At 56.7% G+C, this 12,569-nt stretch carries 9 protein-coding genes; 6 read left to right on the top strand and 3 right to left on the bottom strand.

Features of this window, described 5'->3' with window-relative positions:
- Positions 1 to 11 precede the first annotated feature (11 nt).
- Both cytR and priA read right to left on the bottom strand, forming a co-directional pair.
- A complete protein-coding gene (gene cytR / locus EXW94_RS12800; protein WP_108417940.1) occupies positions 12 to 1,037 on the bottom strand; it encodes a DNA-binding transcriptional regulator CytR in 1,026 nt (341 codons plus the stop codon).
- 119 nt (positions 1,038 to 1,156) lie between these two features.
- Positions 1,157 to 3,352, bottom strand: coding sequence for a primosomal protein N' (gene priA / locus EXW94_RS12795; RefSeq protein ID WP_108417939.1), 2,196 nt, complete (start codon positions 3,350 to 3,352; stop codon positions 1,157 to 1,159).
- A gap of 200 nt (positions 3,353 to 3,552) precedes the next feature.
- Here priA and rpmE point away from each other — a divergent pair, with 200 nt between their 5' ends.
- Both rpmE and EXW94_RS12785 read left to right on the top strand, forming a co-directional pair.
- A complete protein-coding gene (gene rpmE / locus EXW94_RS12790) occupies positions 3,553 to 3,765 on the top strand; it encodes a 50S ribosomal protein L31 (RefSeq protein WP_003862040.1) in 213 nt (70 codons plus the stop codon).
- A 315-nt stretch (positions 3,766 to 4,080) separates the two neighbouring features.
- On the top strand, positions 4,081 to 4,761 hold the full coding sequence (locus EXW94_RS12785; protein WP_126816753.1) for an oligogalacturonate-specific porin KdgM family protein: 681 nt from the start codon (positions 4,081 to 4,083) through the stop codon (positions 4,759 to 4,761).
- A gap of 42 nt (positions 4,762 to 4,803) precedes the next feature.
- Here EXW94_RS12785 and metJ read toward each other — a convergent pair whose 3' ends face one another.
- Positions 4,804 to 5,121, bottom strand: a complete 318-nt coding sequence (gene metJ / locus EXW94_RS12780; RefSeq protein ID WP_010436961.1) for a met regulon transcriptional regulator MetJ — start codon at positions 5,119 to 5,121, stop codon at positions 4,804 to 4,806.
- 276 nt (positions 5,122 to 5,397) lie between these two features.
- Between metJ and metB the strand changes: the two genes are divergently transcribed.
- The 4 genes from metB to katG all read left to right on the top strand — a co-directional run bounded on the left by metB (position 5,398) and on the right by katG (position 12,500).
- Positions 5,398 to 6,558, top strand: coding sequence for a cystathionine gamma-synthase (gene metB, locus EXW94_RS12775; protein ID WP_089599282.1), 1,161 nt, complete (start codon positions 5,398 to 5,400; stop codon positions 6,556 to 6,558).
- 2 nt (positions 6,559 to 6,560) lie between these two features.
- Positions 6,561 to 8,993 carry a bifunctional aspartate kinase/homoserine dehydrogenase II gene (locus EXW94_RS12770; protein WP_174340265.1) on the top strand — a complete coding sequence of 811 codons (2,433 nt, stop codon included), beginning with the start codon at positions 6,561 to 6,563 and terminating at the stop codon, positions 8,991 to 8,993.
- 226 nt (positions 8,994 to 9,219) lie between these two features.
- Positions 9,220 to 10,110: a methylenetetrahydrofolate reductase gene (gene metF, locus EXW94_RS12765; protein WP_010436968.1), complete on the top strand. Its 891-nt coding sequence runs from the start codon at positions 9,220 to 9,222 to the stop codon at positions 10,108 to 10,110.
- A 209-nt stretch (positions 10,111 to 10,319) separates the two neighbouring features.
- Positions 10,320 to 12,500: a catalase/peroxidase HPI gene (katG, locus tag EXW94_RS12760; RefSeq protein WP_174340264.1), complete on the top strand. Its 2,181-nt coding sequence runs from the start codon at positions 10,320 to 10,322 to the stop codon at positions 12,498 to 12,500.
- Positions 12,501 to 12,569: the final 69 nt, after the last annotated feature.

Raw genomic sequence — 12,569 nt, 5'->3', positions numbered from 1 at the left:
AGGCATTTACTTTAAGTCAATGCCTGGGTAGAGCCGCGAACAATCAGCTCGCAGTCGAGTAACCGCGAGCCGCTGCTAACCGTTTGACCCTGCAGCTGATCCAGCAAAAGCAGCATCGCTTCGCGGCCAATCTGATAGCGCGGTTGTGAAACGGTAGAGAGCGGCGGATCGCAAAACTCTGAAAGCGAAATATTATCGAAGCCGATAATCGACAGGTCTTTTGGCACGCGTAACCCACGACGTTTGGCGTGTGACAGCGCGCCCAGCGCCATCACGTCGCTGTGGCAGAACACCGCCGTTGGCGGCTGCGGCAGCGCCAGCAGTTTCTCCAGCGCTTGTCCGCCCGCTTCAAAGGTAAAATCACCGCGCGCAATATAGTGCGGATCAACGATGGCTCCGGTACGGCGCAGCGCCTGAACATAGCCCTGCAGGCGGTAGTGGCAAAGCGGCATCTCTTCCGGCCCGGCAATACAGCCAATACGCTTATGCCCCAGCTCCTGAAGATAGTTCACCGCATTGAACGAGGCCGTCAGGTTATCAATATGCACCGTCGGCAGTTCCAGCTCTGGCGCGAACTCGTTGGCCATTACCATCGGCGGTAAATTGCGTTGTTCTTCAATGCTGGCATCAAACGGCAGGCGGGAGCCAAGCAGCAACATGCCGTCAATCTGCTTGGTGATAATGAGATCGATAAAGGTTTTTTCCTGCTGATTCTGGTGGGCACAGTCGCCAATCAGCACCAGATAGCCTTGTTCAGCCGCCGTCACTTCGATACCGCGAATGATCTCGCTAAAGAAGGGGTCGCAGATGTCCGGCACAATCACCAGAATAGTCCGCGATTCGTTGCGCTTTACGTTGCGCCCCATCGCCTGCGGGAAATAGCCCACTTCCAGCGCCGCCTGTTCAACCTTGTTACGGGTCGCCTGGGAGACTTTATCCGGGTTCATTAATGCGCGGGACACGGTTGCCGTAGAGACTTGTGCTTTCTCGGCAACGTCTTTCATGGTCGCCGTAGTGACCTCTTTCCTGGACTTCAACGTCTTCTCCTCGCCTGAACACCGAACTGCGGACATCACCATTTTTACAGATAGTTAATGGAATCGGTTACAGAATTTTCATAAAAAGTGTGAGGCGCGTTAAATTTTTCGATCCGTCTTCAGCCTTCGATGGGATCGACGTCCAGAACCCACTTCACTTTGCGCGCTTCCGGCAGGGTGTTGATCAGCGCCAGCGTGCCGCTGACGATATGCTGCAGGCGGATACGTGACGGGTGCTGAAGTAAGATTTGCCAGCGGAAACGTCCGCCACGTTTCGGGGCCAGCGCTGGAACCGGACCCAAAATCCACAGCTGACTATCCACCAGCGGGCTGGCCTGCAGGAGGTTTCTCAGCTGTTGCAGGAAAAGCGGTGCCTGCTGGTTGTTATGGTCTTCCGCGCGGATGATGACGTGGCTGGTCCACGGCGGCAGCTGCATGGTCTGGCGTTCGGCCAGCGCCTGTTCGGCAAAGGCGTCATAGCCTTTATGCAGCAACGTTTGCAGCAGCGGGTGCTCAGGGTGGTGCGTTTGCAGCACCACTTCGCCTTGTTTTCCTGCGCGTCCGGCACGCCCCGCCACCTGGGTATAAAGCTGGGCGAAGCGCTCGGCGGAGCGGAAATCTGCCGAGAACAGCGCGCCGTCAACGTCCAGCAGGGCGACCAGCGTGACGTCCGGGAAGTGATGCCCTTTTGCCAGCATCTGGGTGCCAATCAATATGCGTGCCCCACCGCGATGTACTTCCGCCAGCTGTTGTTCCAGCGCGCCTTTGCGGCTGGTGGTGTCCCGATCGATACGCGAAATCGGCACGTCCGGGAAGAAGGGGCCAAGGGCCTGTTCCAGCTGCTCCGTGCCCAGACCGACCGGCACAATATGCGTTGAGCCACACGACGGACACTGGCGCGGCACCGGGCGCTGGCTGTCGCAGTGGTGGCAGCGTAAATGACGCTGGGCCTGATGGAAGGTGTAGTAGTGGTCGCAGCGCGGGCACTCGGCAATCCAGCCGCAGTCGTGGCACAGCAGGGCGGGCGCGAAGCCGCGTCGATTAAGGAAAAGGATCACCTGGTTGCCCGCCTGCAAGTGCTGTCGCATTCGGGTAATCAATGCAGGCGCGAGCCCGGCCTGAACCTGCTGACCTTTCAGATCCAGCACGTGCTGAATCGCCGGACGGGCATTACCCGCGCGACGCGTCAGGCGCAGCATATGGTATTTACGCTGGCGCACGTTGTGCAGTGTTTCGAGCGCAGGCGTGGCGGAGCCAAGAATAATGGGAATTTGCTCGCTGTGCGCGCGGTATACCGCTAAGTCACGGGCGTGATAGCGCCAGCCTTCCTGCTGTTTATAGGAGCTGTCGTGCTCTTCATCTATTACGATAACGCCGAGATTTTTAAACGGTGTAAACAGCGACGAGCGGGTGCCGATCACAATCGCCGCTTCGCCGTTTTTGGCTTTCAGCCAGGCGCTGAGGCGCTCGCTGTCGTTAAGCCCTGAGTGCAGCACCTCAACCGGCGCGTTAAAGCGCTCGCGAAAGCGGGCGATGGTCTGCGGCGTCAGGCCGATTTCCGGCACCATCACCAGCGCCTGTTTGCCCTGTGCGAGCACGTTTTCCAGCACGCTCAAATAAACTTCGGTCTTGCCGGACCCCGTCACGCCCGCCAGTAGCCAGGCAGAGAAATGGTCCGAGGCGCTGTGAATCGCCCCCACGGCGGTAGCCTGCTCGGTGTTCAGACGCAGGCGATCGCCAGAGACGGAAAAGCCGTCGCGCCAGTCGTGAAGGGCGGGCGCTTCGCTTGCCAGTTCGCTCAGCCCTTTCTTTCTTAATGCCTGGAGCGCGGTTTCGCTGACCTCAAGCTCGTCGACCTGATGCCGCCAGATTTTTCCCTGACGCAGTGCCGCCAGCGCCTGCTGCTGTTTCTGCGAACGCTTCAGGCTGTTGATGTCCACGGCCTGACCCTGCTCGGTAGCAAACCAGTACCACATCGGCGCATGGCTGGCGCTTTTGCCCTGGCGCAGCATGATGGGCAGCGCGTGGAACAGGACATCGCCAATCGGATGGTGATAGTAATCCGCCGCCCACAGCAGCAGTCGCCAGGTGCTGGTGGAGTAAACCGGCTCGCTGTCCAGTACCTCAACAACCGATTTCAGTTCATTAAGCGGCAGCTCGCTTTTTTCACTCACGGAAACCACGATCCCCACGCGCTGCTGTTTGCCAAACGGCACGGTCACGCGACAGCCCGCTTTGGCGCTCATGCTGTCGGGCAGCAGGTAGTCAAAGGTGCGGGGAAGCGGAACGGGCAGGGCAACGTGAGCGACGGGCATCGAATCTTCCTGACTTGAAAAGTGGCGCGTTAGTATACACATTAGTGAAAGCGGCGTGCGGATCAGTTTGCATACGCTGGTCAAATTCTGTATGATTCGCCGCCTTTGGTGTATATTACGCCAGAGAAATTACATTCAACATCGCGTGGTGTCTGGCGTTAGGGCTGGAAGAGCGACGCGGCCTTAACTGAGGTTCTCCCATGAAAAAAGATATTCACCCGAAATACGAAATGATTACTGCAAACTGCTCTTGCGGTAACTCTATCCAGATCCGCTCCACCGTGGGTCACGATCTGAACCTGGACGTGTGCGGCAAATGCCACCCGTTCTACACTGGTAAGCAGCGTGATGTTGCAACCGGTGGCCGTGTTGACCGCTTCAACAAGCGTTTCAGCATCCCGGGCGCTAAATAAGCATCCAGAAGAAACCGCCTCCGGGCGGTTTTTTTGTGCCTGTAATTTCCCTCCTGAATAAATCCTTGTATTATATTTAACGCTTAAATAATTAATAACGCGCAGCCGTTTTTAATATATTTGTCTGATGTATTCTTTAACGGATAGTGAACTGTATCTTCGTTTTCTTGAATTCTTTGCCACTGTTTTTCTTTGTGTGTCAAAAAATAAAAGGTTTCCCTCATTTCGTAAAATTACACTTCGCTCGTCATACATTCTTATTTGTCATTTTAACTGCGATGGCTTTCAGAGCGTGTTTACTTCGAGGGAAGGATTTTGAAAATTAAACATCTGTTATTCGTCCTGCCATTATTGTCCTGTGCGGCACAGGCGGGATATGTTGATTATCGTCACGAGTATTACGACGATGGGCGTAACTACGACCGCGTGTACATGTCGCACCGCTTTGGCACCGGCTTTGGCGTGGCCGTGGAGGCGGTATCGCGCTCCGATAATAAGCAGTCCAACGACGCGCTTAATAATATGGAAAGTAACAGCAACGAATATACGGCAAGCTATCAATTTACCTGGCAGGGTTTTATCTGGCAGCCGGGCGTCGCCGTTGAAATGGGCGATGATATGGCTATTTATAAGCCGTATCTGCGGGTGCAATATAATATTGATGACAGCTGGTGGACAGCGTTCCGCTATCGTACCGAATACACTCGCCGCAACGCGGACGGAAAAGATGACCGTATGGTTTATCGCCCAGAAATGTGGCTGGGTTATAATATTGATAACTGGATGTTCGAACTGAACGGGATTTATAAGTTCGCCGATAACGAAGATCTGTATAACAACAAAAAAGAAGATTACGAATATAACTTCCGCGTGGCGTATAACATCGACTCGTGGATCCCGTTTGTGGAAGTGGGCAACGTCTCTTCCGGCTATAACACCGCCACCAGCGACGACCGCCAGACGCGTCTGCGCGTGGGGTTAGGCTACAACTTCTAAAAAACCATCCCGCTGAGTCACCTCAGCGGGATCGCACCGCAGTTAGTATTCCCACGTATCCGGGTCAATGCCCAGTTCACGCATGATGATTTTCGCCTCTTCCGGGATCTCATCACTGCGCTCTTTGCGCAAATCGTCATCGTTCGGCAACGGTTGGCCGGTAAACGCATGCAGGAACGCTTCGCACAGCAGTTCGCTGTTGGTCGCGTGGCGCAGGTTGTTCACCTGACGACGCGTGCGTTCATCGGTGAGGATCTTCAACACCTTCAGAGGAATGGAAACCGTAATTTTCTTTACTTGCTCACTCTTCTTACCGTGCTCAGCGTATGGGCTGATATATTCGCCGCTCCATTCAGCCATGAGATACCTTTAATCCTCTCAGTCATTAATCTAAAGGTGCAGAACCGATAACCGCCGGTTTTGAACCGTAATCTTGCCTAGTTTACCGTAGAGACGATACCGTGGCACGGATATTGCCGCTGCAGCGTGCACTAAAGCATATAATTTTAACGGCTATTTGCGCATTGCTCAATCTATACGCAAAGAAGTTTAGATGTCCAGATGTATTGACGTCCATACTTTCAATGTTTACTCTGGTGCCTGACTTTTCACCTATTAAGCCAGGAAGCCCTCACCATGACGCGTAAACAGGCCACCATCGCAGTGCGTAGCGGATTGAATGATGACGAGCAGTACGGCTGCGTTGTCCCGCCGATTCATCTTTCCAGTACCTATAATTTCACCGGATTTAATGAACCCCGCGCGCATGACTATTCCCGTCGTGGCAACCCTACGCGTGACGTTACCCAGCGTGCCCTGGCAGAGCTGGAAGGGGGGGCAGGTGCGGTATTAACCAATACAGGTATGTCCGCAATCCACCTGGTGACGACAGTGTTCCTGAAGCCTGGCGACCTGCTGGTTGCTCCGCACGACTGCTACGGCGGCAGCTATCGCCTGTTTGATAGCCTGGCAAAACGCGGCTGCTATCGCGTGCTGTTTGTCGATCAAAACGACGAACAGGCGCTGAAACAGGCGCTGGCAGAGCAGCCGAAGCTGGTTCTGGTGGAAAGTCCAAGCAATCCATTGTTGCGCGTTGTCGATATTGCGAAAATTTGTCAGCTCGCAAGGGATGCGGGAGCGATAAGTGTAGTGGATAATACGTTCCTCAGTCCGGCCCTTCAGAACCCGTTAGCACTGGGTGCCGATCTGGTGTTGCATTCATGCACTAAATACCTGAACGGTCATTCTGATGTGGTGGCAGGCGTGGTGATTGCAAAAGATCCCGACGTTGTCACCGAACTGGCATGGTGGGCCAATAACATTGGCGTCACCGCGAGCGCCTTCGACAGCTACCTGCTGTTACGCGGCATTCGCACCCTGTCGCCACGCATGGAAGTGGCGCAGCGCAATGCCCAGGCGATCGTCGATTTCCTGAAAACCCAGCCGCTGGTGAAGAAACTCTATCACCCGTCGCTGCCGGAAAATCAGGGGCATGAGATTGCCGCGCGCCAGCAGAAAGGATTTGGCGCGATGTTGAGTTTTGAACTGGACGGTGACGAGCAAACGCTGCGTCGCTTCCTGAGCGGGCTGTCATTGTTTACGCTGGCGGAATCATTAGGTGGGGTTGAAAGCTTAATCTCCCACGCCGCGACCATGACGCACGCAGGTATGGCACCGGAAGCACGTGCCGCCGCCGGGATCTCTGAGACGCTGCTGCGTATCTCAACCGGCATTGAAGATTCTGAAGATTTAATTGCCGATCTGGAAAATGGCTTCCAGGTCGCAGCCAAGGGGTAATCATGAGTGTGATAGCGCAGGCAGGGGCGAAGGGTCGTCAACTGCACAAGTTTGGTGGTAGTAGTCTTGCTGATGTGAAGTGTTACCTGCGCGTTGCAGGGATCATGACCGAGTATTCACAGCCGGGTGACATGATGGTTGTCTCGGCGGCGGGCAGCACCACCAACCAGTTGATTAGCTGGCTGAAACTGAGCCAGACCGATCGCCTTTCTGCGCATCAGGTACAACAGTCTTTACGCCGTTACCAGAGCGAGCTGATTGCCGGCCTGCTGCCTGCGGACGTGGCGGATGGACTGATCAGCGCCTTTACCCATGACCTTGAGCGTCTGGCTGCCCTGCTGGACAGCGGTATTACCGACGCGGTCTATGCCGAAGTGGTGGGCCACGGTGAAGTGTGGTCCGCACGTCTGATGGCCGCCGTTCTGCAACACCTGGGCGTGGAGGCGGCCTGGCTCGACGCGCGTGATTTCCTGCGTGCCGAACGCGCCGCGCAGCCTCAGGTGGATGAAGGTTTGTCCTACCCGCTGCTGCAACAGCTGCTGGTGCAGCATCCGGGCAAACGTATCGTCGTGACCGGCTTTATCAGCCGCAGCAACGCGGGCGAAACCGTGCTGCTGGGCCGTAACGGCTCGGACTACTCGGCAACGCAAATTGGTGCCCTGGCGGGCGTGTCCCGCGTCACCATCTGGAGCGACGTGGCCGGTGTCTACAGCGCGGACCCGCGTAAGGTGAAAGATGCCTGCCTGCTGCCGCTGCTGCGTCTCGACGAAGCCAGCGAGCTGGCGCGTCTGGCCGCGCCGGTACTGCACGCCCGTACGCTGCAGCCGGTTTCCGGTAGCGATATCGACCTGCAGCTGCGCTGCAGCTATACCCCGGATCAAGGCTCTACCCGTATCGAACGCGTACTGGCCTCCGGTACGGGCGCGCGTATTGTCACCAGCCACGACGACATCTGCCTGATTGAGTTCCAGGTGCCTGCGGGCCAGGACTTCAAGCTGGCGCATAAAGATATCGACCTGATCCTCAAACGTGCTCAGGTGCGCCCGCTGGCCGTCGGCGTTCACAACGACCGCCAGCTGCTGCAGTTCTGCTATACCGCAGAAGTGGCGGACAGCGCGCTGAAAATCCTCGATGAAGCGGGGCTGCCGGGCGAGCTTCGCCTGCGTCAGGGTCTGGCGCTGGTGGCGATGGTGGGCGCGGGCGTCACCCGTAACCCGCTGCACTGCCACCGCTTCTGGCAGCAACTGAAAGGCCAGCCGGTGGAGTTCACCTGGCAGTCGGAAGAGGGAATTAGCCTGGTGGCCGTGCTGCGTAAAGGGCCAACCGAAAGCCTGATTCAGGGTCTGCATACCTCCCTGTTCCGCGCGGAAAAACGCATCGGCCTGGTGCTGTTCGGGAAAGGGAACATCGGTTCCCGCTGGCTGGAACTGTTCGCCCGTGAGCAGGAAACGCTCTCCGCGCGTACCGGATTTGAATTTATTCTTGCGGGCGTGGTGGACAGCCGCCGTAGCCTGTTGAATTACGAAGGGCTGGACGCCAGCCGCGCGCTTGCCTTCTTTAATGATGAAGCCATTGAGCAGGATGAAGAGTCCCTGTTCCTGTGGATGCGCGCGCACCCTTACGATGACCTGGTCGTGCTGGACGTGACCGCCAGCGAGCAGCTTGCGGATCAGTATCTGGATTTCGCCAGCCACGGCTTCCACGTCATCAGCGCCAACAAGCTGGCGGGGGCGAGCAGCACCGATAAATACCGTCAGATCCACGACGCGTTTGAAAAAACCGGTCGTCACTGGCTCTACAACGCTACCGTTGGCGCGGGGCTGCCGGTTAACCATACCGTGCGCGACCTGATTGAAAGCGGCGACAGTATTCTGGCGCTGAGCGGTATCTTCTCCGGTACGCTCTCCTGGCTGTTCCTGCAGTTCGACGGCACCGTACCCTTCACCGACCTGGTGGATCAGGCGTGGCAGCAGGGTTTAACCGAGCCCGATCCGCGCGTGGACCTTGCCGGAAAAGACGTGATGCGTAAGCTGGTGATCCTGGCGCGTGAAGCGGGCTACGACATCGAACCGGGTCAGGTGCGTGTTGAATCGCTGGTGCCTGCGGGATGTGAGGAAGGGTCTGTAGATCACTTCTTCGAAAACGGTGACGAGCTGAACGAGCAGATGGTACAGCGTCTGGAAGCCGCCAACGAGATGGGCCTGGTTCTGCGCTACGTGGCGCGTTTCGAGGCGAACGGAAAAGCGCGAGTCGGCGTGGAGGCGGTGCGTCCTGAACATCCGCTGGCGGCGCTGCTGCCGTGCGATAACGTCTTCGCTATCGAAAGCCGCTGGTACCGCGATAACCCGCTGGTGATCCGCGGTCCGGGCGCGGGGCGCGATGTCACCGCCGGGGCGATCCAGTCCGACATTAACCGTCTGGCTAAGCTACTGTAACCCCTGTATTTCCCTCTCCCTGTGGGAGAGGGTTAGGGTGAGGGCATCAGACCGCACTCACCCCCATCATGAATCCCCTTCATCTTCCCTGAACAAACCTCACCGTTATTGTTGATTATTTATGTTGACGTCACTCCGCTTTTCCGTCATTTTTACATCTGGACGTCTAAACGTATAGAAGTTCACAACACCACAGACAACGACACGCGATAGATAGAGGTAAGGTATGAGCTTTTTTCACGCCAACCAGCGGGAAGCCCTGAATCAGAGCCTGGCCGAAGTAAACGGCCAGATTAACGTCTCTTTTGAATTTTTCCCCCCGCGCACCAGTGAAATGGAGCAAACCCTGTGGAGCTCTATCGATCGCCTGAGCAGCCTGAAACCGAAGTTTGTTTCCGTGACTTATGGTGCTAACTCCGGCGAGCGTGACCGTACGCACAGCATCATTAAAGGCATCAAAGATCGTACCGGTCTGGAAGCGGCACCGCACCTTACCTGTATCGACGCCACCCGCGACGAGCTGCGGGCTATCGCCCAGGATTACTGGAATAACGGCATTCGTCATATCGTTGCCCTGCGCGGTGACCTGCCGCCGGGGAGCGGCAAGCCGGACATGTATGCCGCCGATCTGGTTGCGCTGCTGAAAGACGTGGCTGACTTTGATATCTCCGTTGCTGCTTATCCTGAAGTGCATCCGGAAGCGAAAAGCGCCCAGGCGGACCTGCTCAACCTGAAACGCAAAGTCGACGCTGGCGCGAACCGCGCGATAACGCAATTTTTCTTCGATGTTGAAAGCTACCTGCGCTTCCGTGACCGCTGTGTTTCTGCGGGTATCGACGTCGAAATTATCCCGGGCATTCTGCCGGTCTCTAACTTCAAACAGGCGAAGAAATTTGCCGATATGACCAATGTGCGCATTCCGCTTTGGATGTCTAAAATGTACGAGGGGCTGGACGATGACCCGGAAACACGCAAGCTGGTGGGCGCAAATATCGCGATGGACATGGTGAAGATCTTGAGTCGTGAAGGGGTGAAGGATTTCCACTTCTACACGCTGAACCGTGCAGAGATGAGTTACGCCATATGCCACACGCTCGGCGTTAGACCAGGCGTGTAACAAAAAAGAGCCCTCTTCGGAGGGTTTTTTGATTTATAAGGGTTTTATTTTCCTGCCATATCAGCAATGCTGCCTTTGACGTACAAAACTCATGTATTTTCCATGGGAAATTAAACGGATTTAACTATCGAATCTGTGGGTTATCTCAACTATACCTTATCAACAAGGGCGTATATCGTAACGGTAACACTGTAAAAGGGAGCAAAGCGATGAGCACGTCAGACGAGACCAATAAAGCGGCATCAGTCGGCAAATGCCCGTTCCATCAGGGCGGCGTCGATCACAGCGCGGGCGCAGGTACAGGCAGCCGCGACTGGTGGCCAAAACAACTCCGCATCGATCTTCTTAACCAACATTCCAATCGTTCGAACCCACTGGGTGAAGACTTCGACTACCGCAAAGAATTTAGCAAGCTCGATTACTCCGCCCTTAAAGGCGATCTCAAAACACTTTTAACCGATTCTCAACCGTGGTGGCCTGCCGACTGGGGCAGCTATGCGGGCCTGTTTATCCGTATGGCCTGGCACGGGGCAGGTACCTATCGCTCCGTTGACGGACGCGGCGGTGCCGGACGCGGTCAACAACGTTTTGCCCCGCTGAACTCCTGGCCTGATAACGTGAGCCTGGATAAGGCGCGCCGCCTGCTGTGGCCTATCAAACAAAAATACGGACAAAAAATTTCCTGGGCTGACCTGTTTATCCTCGCGGGTAACGTGGCGCTGGAGAACTCCGGCTTCCGCACCTTTGGTTTTGGCGCCGGGCGTGAAGACGTCTGGGAGCCGGATCTGGACGTGAACTGGGGCGATGAAAAGGCCTGGCTGACCCACCGTGACCCGGAAGCGCTGGCGAAGCGTCCTCTCGCCGCCACCGAAATGGGCCTGATTTACGTCAACCCGGAAGGGCCAAACGCCAGCGGTGAACCCCTGTCTGCTGCGGCGGCCATTCGTGCGACCTTCGGCAACATGGGCATGAACGACGAAGAGACCGTTGCGCTGATCGCAGGCGGCCACACTCTCGGCAAAACCCACGGCGCGGGTGAAGCCACGCACGTGGGCACCGACCCGGAAGCCTCGCCGATTGAAGCGCAGGGCCTGGGCTGGGCGAGCACGCACGGCACGGGGATTGGCGCAGATGCCATTACCTCCGGTCTGGAAGTCATCTGGTCGCAAACCCCTACCCAGTGGAGCAACTACTTCTTCGAGAACCTGTTCAAATACGAATGGGTGCAGACCCGCAGCCCGGCAGGTGCGATTCAGTTTGAAGCCGTGGATGCACCGGAAATCATGCCCGATCCGTTTGACCCGTCGAAAAAACGTAAACCTACCATGCTGGTCACCGACCTGACGCTGCGTTTTGACCCGGAATTCGAGAAAATTTCCCGCCGCTTCCTGAACGATCCGCAGGCCTTCAACGAAGCCTTCGCGCGTGCCTGGTTCAAGCTGACCCACCGCGATATGGGGCCAAAAGCGCGTTACATCGGCCCGGAAGTGCCGAAAGAAGATCTGATTTGGCAGGATCCGCTGCCGCAGGCGGTGTTCAATCCTTCGAAAGAAGACATTGAAAGCCTGAAAGCGGAAATTGTGGCATCCGGTCTGTCCGTGAGTGAACTGGTTTCGGTTGCCTGGGCGTCAGCGTCAACCTTCCGCGGTGGCGATAAGCGCGGCGGTGCCAACGGCGCGCGTCTGGCACTGGCACCTCAGCGCGATTGGGATGTGAACGCCGCGGCGGTTCGTGCGTTACCGGCTCTGGAAGCTATCCAGCGCACCACCAACAAAGCCTCACTGGCCGATATCATCGTGCTGGCGGGCGTCGTAGGCGTTGAGCAGGCTGCGAAAGCCGCAGGTGTTTACGTCAACATGCCGTTCACGCCGGGCCGCGTCGATGCGCGTCAGGACCAAACGGATATCGAGATGTTTACTCTGCTCGAACCGATTGCCGACGGCTTCCGCAACTACCGTGCGCAGGTGGATGTGTCCACCACCGAGTCACTGCTGATCGACAAAGCCCAGCAGCTGACGCTGACCGCGCCAGAGCTGACGGTGCTGATCGGTGGCCTGCGCGTTCTGGGTGCCAACTTCGATGGCAGCAAGAATGGCGTATTCACCAACCGTGAAGGCGTGCTGAGCAACGATTTCTTCGTGAACCTGCTGGATATGAACACCCAGTGGAAAGCGACCGATGAATCAAACGAACTGTTTGCCGGTAGCGACCGCACCAGCGGTGAAGTGAAATACACCGCTACCCGTGCCGACCTTGTCTTCGGTTCCAACGCTGTCCTGCGCGCGCTGGCTGAGGTTTACGCCAGCAGCGATGCCAGCGAGAAGTTCGTTCGTGACTTCGTAGCGGCATGGGCGAAGGTGATGGATCTGGATCGGTTTGACCTGCAGTAACCCTTGCGCCGGGTGGCGCTAACGCTTACCCGGCCTACGGGCAAAAAAATCCCCGCATCAGCGGGGATT

This window comes from Enterobacter sp. JMULE2, from assembly GCF_013337145.1.
In the GTDB taxonomy this organism is placed as follows: Bacteria; Pseudomonadota; Gammaproteobacteria; order Enterobacterales; family Enterobacteriaceae; genus Enterobacter; species Enterobacter mori.
This window is presented reverse-complemented; position numbering and strand designations above follow the sequence as displayed.

Coding starts and splice junctions, on each gene's coding strand:
- rpmE (WP_003862040.1), top strand. CDS start 3,553: ATGAAAAAAGATATTCACCCGAAATACGAAATGATTACTGCAAACTGC.
- priA (WP_108417939.1), bottom strand. CDS start 3,352: ATGCCCGTCGCTCACGTTGCCCTGCCCGTTCCGCTTCCCCGCACCTTT.
- katG (WP_174340264.1), top strand. CDS start 10,320: ATGAGCACGTCAGACGAGACCAATAAAGCGGCATCAGTCGGCAAATGC.
- EXW94_RS12770 (WP_174340265.1), top strand. CDS start 6,561: ATGAGTGTGATAGCGCAGGCAGGGGCGAAGGGTCGTCAACTGCACAAG.
- metF (WP_010436968.1), top strand. CDS start 9,220: ATGAGCTTTTTTCACGCCAACCAGCGGGAAGCCCTGAATCAGAGCCTG.
- metB (WP_089599282.1), top strand. CDS start 5,398: ATGACGCGTAAACAGGCCACCATCGCAGTGCGTAGCGGATTGAATGAT.
- metJ (WP_010436961.1), bottom strand. CDS start 5,121: ATGGCTGAATGGAGCGGCGAATATATCAGCCCATACGCTGAGCACGGT.